Consider the following 19,369-nt stretch of genomic DNA (forward strand, 5'->3'; position numbering starts at 1 on the left):
ATTATTCTTTATCGTTAGATTTTTTAGCTTTAGTTGTCTTTCCTCCTTTTGCCGGCATTTCATATAATGGTTTTCCAGCGTCTCGAAGCTTCTTGTACTTTTCCCCTGATGCCTTCAAAATGGATTTTACTTCCGCCTGCGCAATTACCGGGAAGGTTCTGGAATACAATAGGAACAACACAAAGAAGAATCCTATGGTTCCGATGAAGATTCCGATATCCACAAAGGTTGGGGAGAACATCGTCCAAGAAGAGGGCAAGTAATCCCTGTGCAATGAGGTCACGATGATCACAAAACGCTCAAACCACATTCCTATGTTTACCACAATAGAGATGAAGAAAGAGAACATGATACTGGTACGCAATTTTTTGAACCACATGAACTGTGGTGAGAACACGTTACAGGTCATCATAGACCAGTAGGCCCACCAGTAAGGTCCTGTAGCCCTGTTCAAGAAGGCATACTGTTCGTACTCCACACCGGAATACCAAGCAATGAACAACTCGGTGATATAGGCACATCCCACGATGGAACCTGTAATCATAATAACGATGTTCATCAACTCAATATGCTGAACCGTGATATATGCTTCCAAGTGACATACTTTACGCATAATGATCAAAAGGGTGTTCACCATAGCAAATCCAGAGAAAATCGCACCCGCAACAAAGTAGGGTGGGAAGATGGTGGTGTGCCATCCGGGAATCACCGATGTGGCAAAGTCAAAGGATACGATGGTGTGTACAGAAAGTACCAAGGGTGTTGCCAAACCGGCCAAAACCAAGGAAACTTCCTCAAAACGTTGCCAGTCTTTGGCCCTACCTGTCCAACCGAAGCTCAACAGGCTGTATATTTTCTTTTGGAATGGTTTTACCGCTCTATCGCGAATCATGGCGAAGTCAGGCAAAAGTCCTGTCCACCAGAATACCAACGATACAGAAAGGTAGGTTGAAATCGCAAATACGTCCCAAAGCAATGGGGAGTTAAAGTTTACCCACAAGGAACCAAATTGGTTCGGGATGGGAAGTACCCAATAGCCCAACCATGGACGACCCATGTGAATTACAGGGAACAGACCTGCTTGGATAACGGAGAAGATGGTCATCGCTTCCGCAGAACGGTTGATCGCCATTCTCCATTTCTGTCTGAAGAGCAACAATACCGCCGAAATCAGGGTTCCTGCGTGACCAATACCTACCCACCAAACAAAGTTTGTAATATCCCAGGCCCAGTTCACGGTTCGGTTAAGACCCCAAACCCCAATACCTGTGGAAATGGTATAAATAATACATCCTAGACCCCAAAGGAATGCTACCAAAGCAATGGAGAATACAATCCACCAGTGTTTGTTGGCTTTTCCCTCTACCGGAGCGGCAATATCCACGGATACATCGTGGTATCCTTTATCTCCGAGTACTAAGGGCTTTCGAATAGGTGCTTCGTAATGCGACGCCATAATTTATCTTCTAGTTACTTCTTATTATTGATTAAGCCTCGTCTGTGTTTCTTACCTTAACATGATAGAACACATTGGGTTTGGTTCCTACGTGCTCCAACAAGTGGTACATTCTATCATCTTCCTTCAAATGGGCCACCTTGCTTTCCTTATCGTTGATGTCTCCAAAGACCATCGCTCCACTGCTACATGCAGCTGAACAAGCGGTCTGGAACTCACCGTCCTTGATGACTCTTCCGTCTCTCTTGGCATCCAAAATGGTTTTTTGGGTCATTTGGATACACATGGAGCATTTTTCCATTACCCCTCTGGATCGTACGTTGACATCTGGGTTGATGACCATTTTACCCAAATCATTGTTCATATTGAAATTGAACTCATCATTGTCACTGTACAAGAACCAGTTGAATCGACGTACTTTATAAGGACAGTTGTTGGCACAATATCTTGTACCTACACAACGGTTGTAAGCCATATGGTTTTGCCCTTGTCTACTGTGTGATGTTGCCGCAACCGGACAAACCGTTTCACAAGGTGCGTGGTTACAGTGTTGACACATAACCGGCTGGAATGCCACCTGAGGATTGGCTGATGGGTCTTCCATTTCACGGAATCCTCCCAAAGAACCTTTATCACCCCAAAGACCATCCATTCCTTCTTTCTTCTCATTGTCCTGCTCAAAGGTCTCTTCCGAAGAGTAGTATCTATCAATACGCAACCAGTGCATATCACGTGAGCGGCGAATTTCTTCTTTTCCAACCACGGGAACGTTGTTTTCGGCATGACATGCAATCACACATGCCCCACAACCGGTACAAGCGTTCAAATCAATAGATAGATTGAAGTGATGTCCAACGGAACGGTCAAAACTTTCCCAAAGGTCAGCATCCGGAGATGTCACAGGAATTTCATTGTGGTTCAATGACACATGCGGCATTGGGTTCCACTCGGCATGATCTTTTGTATTGAAGATTTCCAAGGTGGTTTCCTTGATGATATCTCCCCTACCCATCAATGTTTTATGTTGTTGCACACAGGCAAACTCGTGTTCACCCGCTGCCTTCTCTACAGTAACGGATTGAACATCCGAGAAATCTTTATAAAGACTGTAAGCATTTACCCCTGTGGCCATTTCATCCTGGATTCCGGCTTTCTTTCCATATCCAAAAGAAAGTCCAACGGTACCCACGGCTTGTCCAGGCTGAACGATTACCGGAACGTTTTCCAGAACCTTTCCATCAACCGTTAATTTCACGTAGCTACCATTCACTCCACCGTTGGCAACAGTGAAGTTTTCCAAGCCCCATGTTTCGGCATCGGCTTTTGAAACGGTTACGTAGTTATCCCAAGAAACCCTAGAAATAGGATCGGGGAACTCTTGCAACCATGGGTTGTTGGCCTGGCGACCATCACCCATACCTACTTTGGAGTACAATACCATTTCGGTTCCTGCACTGGTAGAATTTACCAAAGAACGGATAGCAGAGGCTATCGGAACAATGCTTGGTTCAACTTCTTCCTCACTGGCTTCACTGGAGGCAACCACAAATTGTTCGTCACCTTCAGCCGATAAAGCAGAAGGCATGAAAACACCATCTTGCAGTGCTTGGTTCCAAGAACCGCCTTGAAGGATATCTGCACTCCATGTTTCCTTTAGGTAATCGTAGTATGTTTTTTCGCTGCCCATCCATGTCAATAATGCTGACTGGAATTGTTTGGTGTCAAACAACTCGCGAATGGCGGGCTGCATTAAACTATATTGTCCTTTTTTGAATTGCGCATCACCCCAAGATTCCAAATAGTGGGATGCCGCAGCAACATATTGCGACGATTGCGCCGTTTCATCATTATTGAAAGCAAAAGCGACCGAAAGTTCTACTTGCTCAAGACCTGATACAAACTCTTCAGCATTTGGAAGGGTATACACAGGGTTTACTCCAGCCATGATCAAAGCTCCAACGCGACCTGCATTCATATCCGCAACCAACTTGTTCACCTTGGCCACATCACCTTGGCGTATATATTTGGGCTTCTCAGCATCAAATGCTTCACTGGCCAACAATTTATTGATAGCCAATACCACGGTTTGTGCGTGAACATCATTTAGTCCAGTTACCACAACCGCCTTGCCTCCCGCTTTCTTGATTTGAGCCGCAACATAATCAACAGCTCCATCAACATCTGAAGTTCCTCCGCCTACATTGCTTCCGTTCAATTTGCCATACAATTTGGCCAAAGCAATTTTTTGCTGGGTCGGGGTCATTGGGTAACGCTTATCCGCATTGGCCCCTGTCAATGACATATTGGATTCCAACTGGATATGCTTGGACATTTTACCATGTTTGGGCACACGACCTTTGGCATAACCGCTATCGTATCCTCCACCTTGCCAATCTCCCAAGAAATCGGCCCCGAAAGAAACAATCACATCTGCTTTTTCGAAATCGTAATCGGCCAAGGCACGCTCACCATAAGCAGCATCGTATGCACTTAGGGCGGCATCTTCAGAAATGGCATCGTAAACCACATGGTTTACATTTTCACCATATTCCGCCTTGAACTCAGCAATCAATTTATCCGTTGATGGACTGGCAAAGGTCTGGGTCAACAACACAACTTGCTTGTTCCCACCTTTTAACCTACCTAATTTGGCTCGTACCGTAGCATCCAACACCTTCCATTCTATGGGCTCTCCATTTGCAGACGGCCCTTGAACCCTCTTGCTATCATACAACGTTAAAACAGATGCCTGAACACGGGCATTGGCCCCACCATTGATTTTGGCATCGGTATTGTTTTCTATTTTGATAGGTCTTCCCTCTCGGGTCTTTACCAAAATACTGGCAAAATCAAATCCATCAGCAATGGTAGTTGCATAGTAATTGGCAACACCGGGAACAATACGGTCCGGTTGAACCACATACGGAATGGATTTACGCACTGGACCCTCACAAGCTGCAACGGTCGCTGCTGCCGTACTGAATCCAACATATTTTAAGAAATCCCTTCTATTGGTACTTGAGGCCGACAAATTCTCCTTGTCGCCCAAGAACTCGTCTACAGGAATCTCTTCTGTAAATTCGTTATTTCTTAGCGCCGCAACAATGGAATCGTCCGGATTTAACTCCGCTTCGCTCTTCCAATATTTTTTGTTTGATGCCATACGATATATCTGAGATTATCTTCTTCTTTTAATTCTTAATAGTGACACTTACCGCATTCTATTCCACCCATCATGGCAGCGGTCAACTCCTCAACTCCATATTTTTTGGAAAGCTCCTCATGGATATTGGCGTAATATTCATTGCCGGCAACCTTAACATTGGTTTCTCTGTGACAATTTACGCACCAACCCATAGTCAATGGGGCAAACTGCTCCACAACTTCCATTTCCTCAATGGGGCCGTGACAGGTTTGACACTCAATTCCTGCTACGGAAACGTGTTGCGAGTGGTTGAAATAGGCAAAATCAGGAAGGTTGTGAATCCTCACCCATTCCACGGGCTGTGATTCGCCTGTATATTGTTGGTTTTCTTCATCCCATCCCACAGCTTTGTACAATTTCTTGATTTCTCCAGTGTAGAATTCGTTGGTATGTCCAGCAGCCAAATCTTCAGCAGTAGGACCCTCTGGATTTCCGGTGTATTCATAAATGGACTTATGGCAGTTCATGCACACATTCAAGGAAGGAATGCCTGAAGTTTTGGAAACTCGTGCCGAAGAGTGGCAATATTTACATTCAATTCGGTTATCACCTGCATGTATTTTATGGGAGAAGTGGATAGGTTGAACCGGAGCGTACCCTTGGTCAACACCAACCTGCATCATCCATCCATATGCAAAATAGGCGCTTGCCAACAAAAGGAAAATAACACTCACCAAAACCAAGAATTGGTTCTGCGCAAAAGCTTTCCATAGTGGCAATCGTTTTTCTGCTTTTTCTTTTTCCAGAACAACACCATTGGCTTCAGCAATTCTACGCAAGGTCTTGTTTACCAAAATCAACATGATAACCAAGAGACCAAAAACCAATGCCAGTGCACCTAAAATAATTTCGTTGGAAATACCTCCAGATCCAGTTCCAGCTGCCTCTCCGCCCCCAGCTGGAGCAGCCGCTTGAGCGGGTGCCGGTGGAGGTGCCGCGGTATACGCCAAAATATCATCAATATCCTGATTGGACAATGTTGGGAAAGGCGTCATGGCCGCCTGATTGTACTCCGCATAAATTTTATTGGCATACGCATCTCCAGAAGAAATCATCCCCGGACTGTTCTTCACCCATGCATATAACCATTCCTTATCAAGGCCTTCATCATCAGCTAAACGCTGTTCCACATTGGCCAATGCCGGTCCGGTCATTTTGCGGTCCAAAGCGTGACATGCAGCACAGTTTTGATTGAAGAGCTGTTTTCCTTTTGCTGGGTCACCCCCTGCGGTATCGGCAGCAGCTTCTTCGGTCGCAACCTCCGCAGTGGCATCGGCAGCTTCCTCCTGAGCATAAAATGAAGTGGAAAAAAGTAAAAGAGAAAAACCTAAAACTTTAGAAAATAGATGGCGGTATAAAACCTTTTTCATATTATCGAAATTTCTGTCGAAACCTTTGGTATGATTATTTCTATTGATATTGAGAGCAATAGCTTTTCATCCACCAAAATTGGTGACAAAAGTACGACATAGAGTCATTTTTTGAAATGTTAAGGTATTGATAACATCTAATTTATAAGGATTCTAAATAATAGGCAATTCGCTGGTTTAGAACTTAAAGAATTACATTTGTGTAAAATAGAATCAAAAAACATTGTAATCTCATGAAAACTCCTGTATTTGTTGCAATTCTGACAGGGTTGGCCTTTCAACTTTCAGCGCAGGAAGGCACGGTTGCCATCCAACAGGACCCCAGAATAGACCAATTGGTAAAGATGTACGCCGAGGTCAATTCCAAAGCGGAATTTTACCAAATTCAGGTTGGTTTTGGCAATTATCAGAAGGCGCAAGATTTAAAGGATCAGGTGGATATTGATTTTCCGGGATGGTTTTCCAAAATTGAATTCGAATCCCCTACCTACAGGGTACGATTGGGCAAGTTTAGAACCAAATTAGAAGCGGAACGAAAGTACTTGGAAGTCCGGAAAAAATATCCGGATGCCATGCTTTTGAAACCAGAAGCTGATTCCAAATAATAAAAAATCCCGCTAAAGCGGGATTTTTTATTTTCAATCTATATTTCTTTAGTGTAATTACAACTTCTTCTTCACAGCTACTTCTTGGAAAGCTTCTACGATATCACCTTCCTTAATATCATTGTAGTTCTTAATCTGAAGTCCACAATCGTATCCTTTGGAAACTTCCTTCACATCATCCTTAAATCGTTTTAAGGAAGCCAGCTCTCCAGTGTAAATCACAACACCATCCCGGATAAGCCTTATCTGTGAATTTCTGAAGACTTTGCCATTGGTTACCATACAACCTGCAATGGTTCCAATTTTGGAAATCTTAAAGGTCTCCCTGATTTCAGCAGTACCGGTAATCTCCTCTTTAATTTCGGGAGAAAGCATACCTTCCATGGCATCTTTCAGGTCATTGATGGCATCATAGATAATGGAGTACATCCTTATATCGATTTCCTCCTTATCTGCTACGGCACGGGCATTGCCCATTGGCCTAACGTTAAATCCTATGATGATCGCATCCGATGCACTGGCCAACAACACATCAGATTCGGTGATGGCTCCAACGCCTTTGTGGATAATGTTCACCTGAATCTCATCGGTAGATAATTTCTGGAAGGAATCCGTCAATGCTTCCACAGAACCATCCACATCACCTTTCAATATAATATTCAACTCTTGGAAATCGCCCAAGGCAATTCTTCGGCCAATTTCATCCAGTGTGATATGTCTTTGAGTACGTACAGACTGTTCTCGTTGCAATTGTGAACGTTTTGCGGCAATTTGTTTTGCCTCGCGCTCATCTTCAAGCACATTGAATCTATCTCCCGCCTGTGGCGCACCATCCAATCCTAAAATGGAAATTGGCGTGGATGGCCCTGCACTCTTAACAGTCTTTCCACGTTCATCCTGCATGGCCTTAACCTTACCACTACAGGTTCCCGCTAGCACATAATCTCCAATCTTCAAGGTACCGCTCTGAACCAAAATAGTGGATACATAGCCTCGTCCTTTATCCAAAAAGGCTTCCACTACGGTTCCTGTAGACAATTTGTCTGGATTTGCTTTCAATTCCAGCAATTCAGCCTCCAACAACACTTTTTCTAACAACTCCTTTACACCTTGTCCAGTCTTCGCTGAAATATCGTGGGATTGGATTTTACCTCCCCAATCTTCAACCAAAAGGTTCATTTGGGCTAGACCTTCCTTGATTTTGTCAGGGTTGGCGGTTTGCTTGTCCACTTTGTTGATGGCAAATACAATGGGCACTCCTGCTGCTTGGGCATGGCTGATGGCCTCTTTGGTCTGCGGCATAATATCATCATCAGCGGCAATCACCACAATAGCAATATCCGTAATCTGGGCTCCACGGGCACGCATCGCCGTAAAGGCTTCGTGACCGGGTGTATCTAAGAAGGTTATTTTTTGTCCATCCTCTAAAGTAACCCCGTAGGCTCCAATGTGCTGGGTAATCCCACCACTTTCACCTGCGATTACGTTTTCTTCACGGATGTAATCCAGCAACGATGTTTTACCGTGGTCAACGTGACCCATAACGGTAACAATCGGTGCTCTGGATTTTAAATCTTCTGGAGCATCTTCTTCTTCTTCAATGGTCTCCTCAATTTCAGTGCTAATGAATTCCACTTCAAATCCAAACTCGTCCGCTACAATGGAGAGTGTTTCGGCATCCAAGCGTTGGTTCATGGTAACCATGATTCCCAAGGACATGCATGCTGAAATAATTTGGGTAGTGGACACATCCATTAGGGTGGCCAGTTCATTTACAGTTACAAACTCGGTAACCTTAAGGATTTTGCTTTCCAACTCCTGCTGTTCCAGATCTTTTTCGGTCTGTTGACGGTGTTGGTCTCTTTTCTCCCTTCTGTATTTGGCTCCTTTACCCTTACTGGATTTCCCCTGGAGTTTCTCCAAGGTTTCGCGCACCTGCTTTTGTACTTCTTCCTCGGTAGGCTCCACTTTGGGTGCTGAGGTTCGTTGTCCCCTTCTTCCTGGGCCACTTGGACCTCCTCTATTAGGGCGTCCGTTACCCGATTGGGGGCCATTTTTTACGATACGCTTTCTGCGCTTTCTTCTATCTGAACTACTATCAGAAGAGGTACTACTTGATTTTTGTGGCTCCTCTTTCTTTTTCTTGGGTTTATTGAACTGCGAAAGGTCAATTTTGTCCCCGGTAATCTTGGGGCCACTCAGCTTTTGGTATTGGGTTTTTATGGTACCGCCAGATTCTTCGGACCCTTCCTTTTCTTGGGGTTTTTCCTCAGCTTTCGGGGGTTTTACTTCCTCTACCTTTTCAGGCTTGGGCTCAACTTTTGGTGTTTCCGGTTCCTTGGCTTTGGGCTCCTCGACTTTCTCTTCCGGCTCCTCCACTTTAGGGGCTTCCGGTTTCTTGTCCAAATCGATTTTACCTACCGTCTTTGGACCAGAAAGCTCTGCTTTGGCCTTGATTACCTGTTGTTCGGCATTCTTTTTCTCCCGTGCCAACCTGCGTTCTTCCTGCTCTTGTTCCATCTGGATTCTGATGGCTTCCTTCTCTTTGCGCTTTTCTTCGCCAACTTCTTTGGAAGCTACCTTTTTACTCTTATCCGTTTGAAACTCATCCAACAGGACTTGATACACTTCATCTGTAATCTTTGTGGTAGGGCGAGCCTCTATCTCATGCCCTACTGAGGTGAGATGGTCCACTGCCCGATCCAATGAAATGTTCAATTCCCTGAGAACTTTATTAAGTCGTATTGTTGGGTTTCCTGCCATAAATTGTCTTACTTGCCCTAAATTTCGCTGCTAATATATAGTTTAATCTTCAAACTCTTCCTTAAGGATGCGAACGACTTCTTGGACAGTTTCCTCTTCCAAATCAGTTCGCTTCACCAAGTCACTAACATCCTGTTCCAAAACGCTGCGTGCGGTATCCAATCCAATTTTCTTGAATTCATCAATCACCCAGCTTTCTATTTCATCGGAAAACTCGGTTAATTCCACATCTTCTTCAACTCCCTCACGGAACACATCTATTTCATAACCAGTCAATTGTCCTGCTAAACGAATATTATGCCCACCTCTACCAATAGCTTTGGAAACTTCCTCTGGCTTGAGGTATACTTGGGCTGTTTTTTTCTCATCGTTCAGTTTCACAGACGATACCCTTGCAGGACTCAGTGCCCGTGTTACCATCAATTGTGGATTGTTGGTCCAGTTGATGACATCAATATTTTCATTCCCCAATTCACGGACAATGCCATGGATTCGAGACCCTTTCATACCTACACAAGCACCTACTGGGTCAATTCTATCATCATAGGAATCCACCGCCACTTTTGCTTTTTCTCCTGGAATACGCACGGCCTTTTTAATGGTAATCAAACCATCGAACACCTCTGGGATTTCTTGGAAGAACAATTGCTCCAAGAAAATAGGTGACGTCCGGGACATGATGATGGCCGGTTTGTTTCCTTTCAATTCCACGCTCTCAATGATACCACGAACATTGTCTCCCTTGCGGAAAAAGTCAGATGGAATCTGCTTTTCCTTGGGAAGAATGATTTCATTTCCTTCGTCATCCAACAAGATAATAGCCTTGTGGCGGATATGGTGCACCTCAGCGGTGTAGATCTCACCTTCCAAGTCTTTAAATTGCTTGTAGATGGTGGTATTATCGTGCTCATGGATCTTGGAAATGAGGTTTTGGCGCAACGCCAAAATTGCCCTTCTTCCCAAATCTATCAATTTTACTTCTTCGGAAACATCTTCCCCCACCTCAAAGTCGGGCTCAATTTTCCGGGCCTCTGTCAATGAGATTTCTTCATTGGGATCCTCCACTTCTCCATCTTCAACCACGATTCGGTTTCTCCAAATCTCCAAATCCCCTTTATCTGGGTTAATGATGATATCAAAGTTATCATCGGAACCAAATTTTTTCTTGAGTGCATTTCGGAACACATCTTCCAAAATGGCCATAAGGGTCACCCTGTCAATAAACTTATCGTCCTTAAACTCCGAAAAGGATTCGATGAGCGCTAGGTTTTCCATTTTTGATCTACAATTAAAATTTTAATATCACTTTTGCTTCTTGTATGTCAGAAAATGCAATTTCCTGCTTTTTCTGCACAGTAACTTTTCCTTTACCCACCGGTTTGGGCTCGCGGGCCTTCCACTCCAAGGTAATACTATTTTCTGAGGTCTGGGTCAAGGTACCTTCCAATTCCTCGGCACCTGTCCTAACCTTTAATTTTCTTCCAATGTTCTTGTTGTACTGTCGTGGTAAAACCAAAGGTGATGTGGCTCCTGCAGAGGTCACCTCCAATGAGAAATCCTCCTCCTCTCGGTCCAAATTGTGCTCAATGGCCCTACTGATGTCCATACAATCCTGAAGATTGACACCTGTATCCCCGTCCAAAATCACTCTGATGTTATTATCACCACCCACTGTAAAATCAATCAAAAACAAGGATGGATGCTCTTCCAAGGCCTTGTCCAGCAGCGACTTCACTTTCTCCTTAAACATAAGAATTCAGTAATAAAAGAGGGGACCTAAGTCCCCTCATGAATACTTTTATATCCGTTCAGTGGTGCAAATATACGATAATATCTACAGGATGTGCAACCCATGCCCCAACAAAACCCATTTTACCTCAGTATTTTAACGAAAAACCAATAGGTTCCAATCGTGCAAGACCTTATGAATTAACCCTTAAGCACTTATTTATGCATATTTCTCTTGTAGGAAACCGTAGAAATTAAAGGCTAAACATCCCTATTCCTCCATTTCACAACAAATATTTTCTACACAGCACACTGAAGCTAGCTTTGTATATAAATCAACATGGAACATGACCTCAACTTTGTTCACTAAGGGAATAACATCCAAAATTTCCAAGGGCCACAAGGCACTTTTGGTATTCTTTTTATGGGGAACTTTCCTTTCTTTCTCACAGACCACTATTTGGAGTGAAAACTTCAGCAGCTATGCCAACGGAACAGAAAATGGAAATGCTACCGGGCCATCTGCTACAGGGTGGACGACAACTTTAACTGGAGATGTTTGGGTGCAGAGCAACCGAATCGAGGCCAACAATTTGGGCACCGAAGGAATTTGGCAGACCAATGCCATAAATATATATGGGTATACTGCTGTTAGTTTTAGTTTGGACGTGGCCACCATGTCCGCCACCAACCAATTTGAGGCGGGAAGTGACTATTTTATAGGTGAATACCGTGTTGATGGTGCTGCCTCATGGACCGAATTTGAAAATGCGTCAGGCGATTCCAGCCCATCAGACCCCTTAAACTCATCGTATACGGTAAACCTTCCATCCACGGGATCCACCTTGGAAATCAGGATACGTTTCTACAACACCGCAGGTAACGAATATTATTACATAGACAATGTTGAGGTAGAGGGTACCCTACCGTTTTGTTCAGGAGAGGTAGATTTTGAGTTTTATGATAGTGTTCCTTCGGGAAATACCGTGGACAATATTCCAACTACAGGAGCCTTGGGTACGGGAACCTACACCAGCTTTGATGTTGATGCGCTTCAAAACCAAGAAGATCCTGGAGATACCGACACCTTCAGCATTCGATATGATGGATATATTCAAATCAATACTGCAGGTTCCTATACATTTTACACTTCTTCGGATGATGGGTCCAAACTCTATATTGATGGGATTCAAGTTGTGGACAATGATGGTCTTCATGGCACACAAGAAAGATCAGGAAGCAGAACGCTGACCACTGGTTTGCACGATATCAGGGTCCTATTCTTTGAAAATGGCGGAGGCGAAAGCCTAACGGTTCAATACCAAGGGCCTTCCATCTCCAAACAAAACATTCCCTTTTCCGTGCTCTATTCCAATTGTAGTGCTCCTGTAGCCGACTTGGATGGCGACGGAATTGATGACAGCACCGATATTGATGATGATAACGATGGTATTTTGGACACCGATGAATGTGGCGGGCTTGGAGGAAACTATGTCCAAACTGCCACCAATATTGCAAATTTCAGCAATACCTCCAATGCAGAGGGCAGCCCCGGAACAACTTATGCAGCCAACCCTACCACCTATCCAGGAAGCAGTTCAATAATTTTATTGCGTTTCCCTGAAGTATTGGCGGTCGGCACTTCAGTGAGTGTTTTTTTGGGAGCTGACCCTGCCGTAACGGACACCGATATGCAATTGCAACGCTCATCAGCAGCCGGCGGAAATGATGGATGGATTGCCAATGCCGACAATACCGCTCCAGGATCTATACGTGAAGTAACTTTCACCGTTAGTGGAAGCGGTTTGGAATATCTTCGCATTGAAGCCTATCAGGCAGGAGCCCGTGTTTATGGTGCTTCTTATGGTGGTGCAGTGGATTGCACTACTGTAGATACCGATGGGGATGGAATTCCCAATTACCAAGATCTGGACAGTGATGGGGATGGTATTCCTGATAACGTGGAAGCCCAAACCTCTTTAGGGTATACAGCACCCTCAGGTAGTGATTCAGACAATGATGGTCTGGACAATGCCTACGAAACCGGTGGTATTACGTATGTGGACACCGATGGTGATGGCACTCCCGATTTTATGGACACCGATAGTGATAATGATGGAACCAATGATACCACAGAAGCAACCTTGACGCTTTCAGGAACAGATAGTGATGGAGACGGTCTGGACAATGCGATAGATACCACCACAGGCTATGATGACCCGGGAGGTGATATTGACAATCCACTGAACACTACTGGAGGAACACTGATGCTGCCCGATTCTGATGGTGATGTGGCTTCTGGCGGCGACTTGGATTTTAGGGATGATACTACAGATTCGGATCAACCTCCCTCAATAACTGCCAGTGGAGATCAAATTTTCTGCCCCGGCAATGCCATTGCCATTGTGGAAAGTGTCTCCATTGAAGACCCAGACGACACTACTTTGGATGCCGTTTACATCCAAATTTCATCAAACTATGATGTTTCCGGTGATATTTTGAACCTCACAGGGACCCACCCAAATATTACTTCAAGTTGGGACGTTTCCGAAGGAAGGTTAACCCTGACCGGACCAACAACCTTGGCAGAATTTGAAACAGCCGTTGCCGCAGTTGAATTTCAAACTACAGCAACAGTCACTTCAGGGGATACCCGTACATTTTCAATTGTACTGAACGAAGCCAACTACTTGGAGTCGACTGGGCACTATTACGAATATGTACCTTCATTGGGCATTACATGGACCAGTGCACGAGATGCGGCCGCTTTGCGAACCTTTTATGGATTGCAGGGGTATTTGGCTACCATTTCCATTCAAGATGAGTCCGATCTTTTGGGATCACAGGCTCCTGGAGCAGGTTGGATTGGCGCCAGTGATGCTGCTTTGGAAGGTGATTGGTACTGGGTAACCGGACCCGAGGCGGGAACCTTGTTCTGGCGGGGAACTGCCGGAGGAACCGCTTTTGCCTATGAATTCTGGAACGGTGGCGAACCCAATAACAGTGGCGATGAAGATTATGCACACATTACCGCACCGGGTGTAGGACTGCCTGGATCGTGGAACGACCTTTCAAATACAGGAGCAGCCAGTGGAGATTATCAACCCCAAGGATATTTGGTAGAATATGGCGGCATGGTAGGAGATCCACCTTACCCAAATTTAGCGGCCACCACAACCATTACGGTTGACCCAACTGATCCTACGGGAACAGCACCTTCATCGGTAACGGTGTATTGCTCTGCCGATATTCCCGCAGCGGATGTTTCCAGTATTACCGACGAGGCGGACAATTGCGACCCCAGTCCAACCGTCACTTTTATCAGTGATGTAAGCGATGGAGGCACCAATCCTGAAACCATTACCCGTACCTATCGGATTACGGATGCCTCTGGCAACAGCTTGGATGTATTCCAGTTTATAACGGTAACCCCTTTTACCATAACAGCACAACCCAACGACCAAAATGTAATCGTGGGGAACAACGGAACCTTTTCGGTGACCACCAATGGCGCTGATACCTACCAATGGGAAGTGAGCACCAACGGAGGCGGTTCTTTTGCACCCCTAACCGATGGAGCGGAGTATTCCGGCACGCAAACGGCTACACTAACCGTGACTAGCCCAGACATGGATAAAAATGGCTATATCTATCGGGTGCAAGTGTCCAATTCAGGGTCTACTTGTGGGGATTTAACCTCCAATGAAGCTACCTTGACCACTACCATTGGCACTGTGATTACCAACCGAAGAATTACGTACCGTGTGAACAAAAACTGATTGAAACAACCAATCCAACCCATACTAACAAGAAGCCCTGCAAATTTGCAGGGCTTTCTTTTTTGTCACCTACCCCCGATAAATTCCAACCTGTTTACATTTTGAAATAATGGTACATTTGAAGGAGAAGTGCCAATACATAAAAATAACCCATTGCATCGATACTATTCCGTTTTAGGTGTATAAAGATGTATTTTACATCTATATAAACAAGTTGGCTACAAGCTGAAAAAAATGACCGAAAAGATTGACGAAAATATAATCGGATTTTATGCAAGTTTTAATGCTGGCGAAACTGACCAAGAATTAGTCAAGGACTACTTGTGGAGTGACAGCGGACTGAAAAATAAACTGGTTCATTTGAAATGGAAAAATTACGGACAAGGACTGCAAATAATTCTGTTTCAAGTTTATGTAAAGCCAATTCCTTATTTAAGGAGAAATTTAAGAGAAATAGAAAATTATAGACCAAAAGAAAAATCTATCGGAATTCCTATTATTCTCGACAATGAAAATTTCTTCAAATTATCAGAAACTGACCGACAGCAATTCTTTGCGGAATCGATAATTGAAAAACTTGCACTTGTTGAATTAAAAGTAAAGCGGAATAAATTGGAATTTGACATTTCGCAACTAATAGCTGATGTAAAAAAAGCGCTGAACTACAAAAAATTAGAAAAAAAGCCTGTAGCTAACAATGGCTATACGACAATGGCGGCTGATTTGCTAAACAATAAAACAGAACATAAATCAAACTTTTGGTCTAAGCTGAAAAATCTGTGGTTATAAACCGCAACTACTCATAGCCGAGACCGTTAGGCTTTATTTGACCAAAAAATTCATAATGAAAATACCGAAATTTCTATTTCATTATTACGAACTTGACCACGGACCATTTCGAAATATAACTGAATATGGATTTGAAAAAGCAGAAAGTATTCAAAATCAAATATCGGAAGGATTTAACAGCAAAAGACCTAAAAACTATCTTGATTTAAGGTTTTCTCTAGAGAATAGAATTAAAAAACAATTTATCTTGAAAGGTGGAAAGCCAAATAGAAATGACCCTTTCTATTTCACTTTAGGACAATGTGATTGGGCTAAATCTTGGTATGTAAATCCTGGAGTTATAAAAATTCCTTTAGCTGACTTTAAACCCGAACATCTAAGTTTCACTTACCCTGACAGTATGGTGTCGTTTCAGTTTTACGACGAACCAAAACTTGGAACATACCGAAAGAATTGTAACGGACAAGTTTTTTTATTGAGTGAAATAAATAATCTGATTGATGACTATGGACTGCCGACCGAGGAAAAATCACAAACTCAGGAAAGTTCAAAGTACGATAAATATATAGAAGCCCAAGTGTGGGATAGTGGAATAATAAATGAATATAAAAACAAAGCCTAATATTGGCTATAACTCGTTATAGTTTGTGCCACATATATTATTTCTAAAACCATTAGCAACAAGCAAAATCCCATTTTAGAACCATCATGATAAAGACCTTTAAAATACGCCCTGCTCAAAAAAATCACCTTGTTTTATTAGCATTCACCCTGTTGTTGCTTGCTACTGCTTGCCGCTCTAAAAATCAGGAAACCAAAGACCCCAATCCACCCATACAAGATGGTCTTTATCTAGGGCAAACACCCCCTGGGTCAACGCCAGAACCCTTTGCACCTGGAATGGTAACCACCGAAGGCTGGGAGGTCAGTGGTGTTTTTACCCCCGACCTCAACGAGTTTTATTTTATTCGACGGGATGCGAACCGGGAAAAACAGGAAATGGTAACCCTTACGAACAAAGAGGGTCAATGGCATGAAACCGCAACGGTTCCTCGTAGGGGACAGCCTTTTTTCGCTTCAGATGGGAAGATTATGTACTTGAGCAGCCGCTACAGAAAACGCACAAAAACCGGCGAATGGTCCGAAATGGAAACCCTTTCTTCTCCCTTCGATACCTTACCAACCATGCGTCTCTCCGTGTCGGATAAGAAGACGTATTTCTTTGATGAGTTTAGACCGGATTTTACAGGTGATATTTGGTATTCACAACTCGTGGATGGAAAACACGAAGAACCGAAACGCCTTTCTAGCAAGATCAATAACGGGAAAAGCTTCCACCCTTTTATTGCTCCGGATGAATCCTATCTTATTTTTGATAGCGAAAGAGAAGGTGGCTATGGCGATTCGGATATTTACATCAGCTTTCGAAAGCCAGACAGTTCTTGGGGCGAACCCATTAACTTAGGGGATAAAATAAATACAGAAGCATGGGAAGCCTGTGCCAGCGTTACACCAGATGGAAAATACCTTTTTTTCAATAGAACTGTGGGGCCTGTTCCGCATGAAAATGACAACTACGAAAATGTGGACATATTTTGGGTGGATGCTCAAGTTATTGAAAACCTCAAGAATGAATAAAGCCCCATCACAAGTAAAAATTAAACACTCTTACAGATGAATCCTAAAATATTAAAACTCTTTTTGCGACTTGCGCTATCCTTTGGATTTCTATCCGCCGTAGCGGACCGATTTGGAATGTGGGGCGAAGAAATTTCGGTATGGGGAAATTGGGAAAATTTCTTGGGGTACACACAATTGATAAACCCCTGGTTCCCCGATTCCCTAATTCCTTCAATTGGAACATTGGCAACCGCAGCCGAAATTATTTTTGCGATTTTCTTGCTCATCGGATTTAAAACAGAACTGTTTGCGAAACTGAGTGGAATTCTTCTCTTGCTGTTTGCCCTATCCATGACTTTTTCAACGGGAATAAAGGGTGCTTTTGATTATTCTGTGTTCAGTGCTGCGGCGGCGGCTTTTGCTTTAAGTTTGATGAAGGAAAAATATTTGGAATTGGATACGCTAATCTTTAAATCCAAAAGCTAATGAAGGCACCATATTATGGCATTGTTCCCACCTATTTTTGAACATGGATGTCAGCCTTTCTTTAGAAAAATTCCGTTGCAGCGCCATTTTTCATTTAAAAGAATTTCTTCCATACGCTTAAAAATAGACCGCCCTTATAGTCTCCCTACATATGAGAGCGGTCAATAGAATTATTGGGGTTTTATATCAGTAACACCGCAATTTATCACATGTTCATAAAGTTCTGAATAATCCTTTCTTTCAGACATTAAGGGATGTGCAAAAAGCGCCTCAAAAGACTCGAAGTGAGTCAAATCTGCATTGCCCAACCTCTTTTCGGTTTCTTCCAAAACATAGGTCAACACCTCTGAAAAATCATTCCTTTGAAAAGCTGCATCGTTTGTCAATGCCCTGGCACAAAAGTCCATCGTATACCAATGAAAATCTCCAACTTGTTCAAGCGCGGTACTATCAGACCAAATCGCCCCATAGACCTCAAGAGGATCCTCATCCTCATCATCATAATCTTCCAGTTCATCTTCAAGTTCATCTCCCCATATTTCTTCACAAACGGTTTCAAAATTTGGGGTCAGGTCCATCAAGCCTTTTATGACCCTACCAAATCCGGGGCGCTGTACGGCCTCATCCTTTAAAAGTGCCTTTTCTGTTAGTTCTGTAAGCAATGCAACATCCTCTTCTTCAAAAATGTTTGCATTGGAAAAAATGGAAAACATTTCCTTTTCCCAAGTTTCGTTAGCTGAAGTGTCCTTCAGATTTTCCCAATTAATGTTCATAGTGTATTGTTTTTAATTTTTGATGCTGCATATTATGGAAACAGCTCTTCCTGAAGACGCGCCATTTGACCTAAGGCCCATTTCAATTGATGGATACACATTTTATCATTCATGATGGGGTCAATACGGTCAAAACAATCGCTGGAAACAGGTGCAGAGACCATTTTCAGTTTGAATTAAGTATCTTACGATCAAACTCTTGGAACTATAACATACTTAAACAAATGAAATCACTAACGATACTTGACTATAAAATCCCCGTGTCTTTGGGAGCTATGGCCTTAACGCTTGCCATGATCATTGGGGAATACATTAACGGTGGTGTGGTTACCCATCATCTACTGGCCGATGACAATTTACCGGGAATTTCCAATTGGTGGGGACTGGTTACCATTCCTTTGCTAACATGGGCGGTCATTGCATTAATCAAAAAAAGACAAGACAACGCAACATCCCATACTGATTCAAATGGAATTTTGTATCGATTTTTTGGAGCACTAGCCTTTGGAATTATAATGTCTATTTTATGGGGATTTAGACTTGAGGAGATCATGCAATATTTAATATTGTTGCCCGTGGTCATCGCCTTTTTCCGACCCGTTTACCTACCCGAATGCCTCCTTGGGTTTGTATATGGAATGCTGTACACATTCGGTGGTATATTGCCCATACTTATAGGGCTGGTTTTAACGGTATTGTGCTTCATTGCCTATAAGGTGATCCGGGGTGGAATACTGTTTTTGATTTCCAAAATTTAATGGAGTCACCATATTTTGACCAAACGATTGGCTTACA

General features: G+C 43.4%; 14 protein-coding genes. 7 read left to right on the plus strand and 7 right to left on the minus strand.

Annotated elements, in window-relative coordinates; all coding sequences use genetic code 11:
* Nucleotide 1 precedes the first annotated feature (1 nt).
* Genes nrfD through J0X14_RS11275 form a run of 3 tightly spaced genes read right to left on the minus strand, consistent with a single transcriptional unit; the run spans nt 2 to nt 6,031 of the window.
* Nucleotides 2–1,456, minus strand: coding sequence for an NrfD/PsrC family molybdoenzyme membrane anchor subunit (gene nrfD, locus J0X14_RS11265; RefSeq protein WP_242528000.1), 1,455 nt, complete (start codon nt 1,454–1,456; stop codon nt 2–4).
* 31 nt (nt 1,457–1,487) lie between these two features.
* Nucleotides 1,488–4,619, minus strand: a complete 3,132-nt coding sequence (locus J0X14_RS11270; RefSeq protein WP_207097879.1) for a TAT-variant-translocated molybdopterin oxidoreductase — start codon at nt 4,617–4,619, stop codon at nt 1,488–1,490.
* Between the two features lie 35 nt (nt 4,620–4,654).
* On the minus strand, nt 4,655–6,031 hold the full coding sequence (locus J0X14_RS11275; RefSeq protein ID WP_207097880.1) for a c-type cytochrome: 1,377 nt from the start codon (nt 6,029–6,031) through the stop codon (nt 4,655–4,657).
* Nucleotides 6,032–6,264: 233 nt separating this feature from the next.
* On the opposite strand from J0X14_RS11275, the gene J0X14_RS11280 reads away from it, so the two are divergent.
* Nucleotides 6,265–6,636: an SPOR domain-containing protein gene (locus tag J0X14_RS11280; RefSeq protein ID WP_207097881.1), complete on the plus strand. Its 372-nt coding sequence runs from the start codon at nt 6,265–6,267 to the stop codon at nt 6,634–6,636.
* Between the two features lie 57 nt (nt 6,637–6,693).
* Here J0X14_RS11280 and infB read toward each other — a convergent pair whose 3' ends face one another.
* The 3 genes from infB to rimP are packed head-to-tail and all read right to left on the minus strand — an operon-like array spanning nt 6,694 to nt 11,149.
* Nucleotides 6,694–9,399 (minus strand): translation initiation factor IF-2, encoded by a 2,706-nt coding sequence (gene infB / locus J0X14_RS11285; RefSeq protein WP_207097882.1) that lies wholly within the window; start codon nt 9,397–9,399, stop codon nt 6,694–6,696.
* 42 nt (nt 9,400–9,441) lie between these two features.
* Nucleotides 9,442–10,674, minus strand: a complete 1,233-nt coding sequence (nusA, locus tag J0X14_RS11290) for a transcription termination factor NusA (RefSeq protein ID WP_207097883.1) — start codon at nt 10,672–10,674, stop codon at nt 9,442–9,444.
* A gap of 13 nt (nt 10,675–10,687) precedes the next feature.
* Nucleotides 10,688–11,149, minus strand: coding sequence for a ribosome assembly cofactor RimP (rimP, locus tag J0X14_RS11295; protein WP_207097884.1), 462 nt, complete (start codon nt 11,147–11,149; stop codon nt 10,688–10,690).
* 325 nt (nt 11,150–11,474) lie between these two features.
* Between rimP and J0X14_RS11300 the strand changes: the two genes are divergently transcribed.
* The 5 genes from J0X14_RS11300 to J0X14_RS11320 all read left to right on the plus strand — a co-directional run bounded on the left by J0X14_RS11300 (nt 11,475) and on the right by J0X14_RS11320 (nt 17,801).
* Nucleotides 11,475–14,906, plus strand: a complete 3,432-nt coding sequence (locus tag J0X14_RS11300) for a PA14 domain-containing protein (RefSeq protein WP_207097885.1) — start codon at nt 11,475–11,477, stop codon at nt 14,904–14,906.
* Between the two features lie 234 nt (nt 14,907–15,140).
* Entirely contained in the window at nt 15,141–15,695 is a 555-nt protein-coding gene (locus J0X14_RS11305) for a hypothetical protein (RefSeq protein ID WP_207097886.1), read from the plus strand.
* 55 nt (nt 15,696–15,750) lie between these two features.
* Nucleotides 15,751–16,317, plus strand: a complete 567-nt coding sequence (locus J0X14_RS11310; RefSeq protein WP_207097887.1) for a hypothetical protein — start codon at nt 15,751–15,753, stop codon at nt 16,315–16,317.
* Between the two features lie 86 nt (nt 16,318–16,403).
* Nucleotides 16,404–17,333: a TolB family protein gene (locus J0X14_RS11315; RefSeq protein ID WP_207097888.1), complete on the plus strand. Its 930-nt coding sequence runs from the start codon at nt 16,404–16,406 to the stop codon at nt 17,331–17,333.
* Nucleotides 17,334–17,369: 36 nt separating this feature from the next.
* Entirely contained in the window at nt 17,370–17,801 is a 432-nt protein-coding gene (locus tag J0X14_RS11320) for a DoxX family protein (protein ID WP_207097889.1), read from the plus strand.
* 170 nt (nt 17,802–17,971) lie between these two features.
* Here the strand turns inward: J0X14_RS11320 and J0X14_RS11325 are convergent, their stop codons facing one another.
* Nucleotides 17,972–18,574: a hypothetical protein gene (locus tag J0X14_RS11325; RefSeq protein ID WP_207097890.1), complete on the minus strand. Its 603-nt coding sequence runs from the start codon at nt 18,572–18,574 to the stop codon at nt 17,972–17,974.
* Nucleotides 18,575–18,798: 224 nt separating this feature from the next.
* Between J0X14_RS11325 and J0X14_RS11330 the strand changes: the two genes are divergently transcribed.
* Nucleotides 18,799–19,332, plus strand: coding sequence for a hypothetical protein (locus J0X14_RS11330; protein ID WP_207097891.1), 534 nt, complete (start codon nt 18,799–18,801; stop codon nt 19,330–19,332).
* The last annotated feature ends 37 nt before the right edge of the window (nt 19,333–19,369 follow it).

This window comes from Allomuricauda sp. CAU 1633 (genome assembly GCF_017313225.1).
Taxonomy (GTDB): Bacteria; Bacteroidota; Bacteroidia; order Flavobacteriales; family Flavobacteriaceae; genus Flagellimonas.

Bases quoted from the DNA above. Each gene is read 5' to 3' on its own strand.
- rimP (WP_207097884.1), bottom strand. From the start codon at position 11,149: ATGTTTAAGGAGAAAGTGAAGTCGCTGCTGGACAAGGCCTTGGAAGAG.
- J0X14_RS11315 (WP_207097888.1), top strand. From the start codon at position 16,404: ATGATAAAGACCTTTAAAATACGCCCTGCTCAAAAAAATCACCTTGTT.
- J0X14_RS11275 (WP_207097880.1), bottom strand. From the start codon at position 6,031: ATGAAAAAGGTTTTATACCGCCATCTATTTTCTAAAGTTTTAGGTTTT.
- J0X14_RS11300 (WP_207097885.1), top strand. From the start codon at position 11,475: ATGACCTCAACTTTGTTCACTAAGGGAATAACATCCAAAATTTCCAAG.
- infB (WP_207097882.1), bottom strand. From the start codon at position 9,399: ATGGCAGGAAACCCAACAATACGACTTAATAAAGTTCTCAGGGAATTG.
- J0X14_RS11325 (WP_207097890.1), bottom strand. From the start codon at position 18,574: ATGAACATTAATTGGGAAAATCTGAAGGACACTTCAGCTAACGAAACT.
- J0X14_RS11305 (WP_207097886.1), top strand. From the start codon at position 15,141: ATGACCGAAAAGATTGACGAAAATATAATCGGATTTTATGCAAGTTTT.
- J0X14_RS11320 (WP_207097889.1), top strand. From the start codon at position 17,370: ATGAATCCTAAAATATTAAAACTCTTTTTGCGACTTGCGCTATCCTTT.
- J0X14_RS11310 (WP_207097887.1), top strand. From the start codon at position 15,751: ATGAAAATACCGAAATTTCTATTTCATTATTACGAACTTGACCACGGA.
- J0X14_RS11270 (WP_207097879.1), bottom strand. From the start codon at position 4,619: ATGGCATCAAACAAAAAATATTGGAAGAGCGAAGCGGAGTTAAATCCG.
- nusA (WP_207097883.1), bottom strand. From the start codon at position 10,674: ATGGAAAACCTAGCGCTCATCGAATCCTTTTCGGAGTTTAAGGACGAT.
- J0X14_RS11280 (WP_207097881.1), top strand. From the start codon at position 6,265: ATGAAAACTCCTGTATTTGTTGCAATTCTGACAGGGTTGGCCTTTCAA.
- nrfD (WP_242528000.1), bottom strand. From the start codon at position 1,456: ATGGCGTCGCATTACGAAGCACCTATTCGAAAGCCCTTAGTACTCGGA.
- J0X14_RS11330 (WP_207097891.1), top strand. From the start codon at position 18,799: ATGAAATCACTAACGATACTTGACTATAAAATCCCCGTGTCTTTGGGA.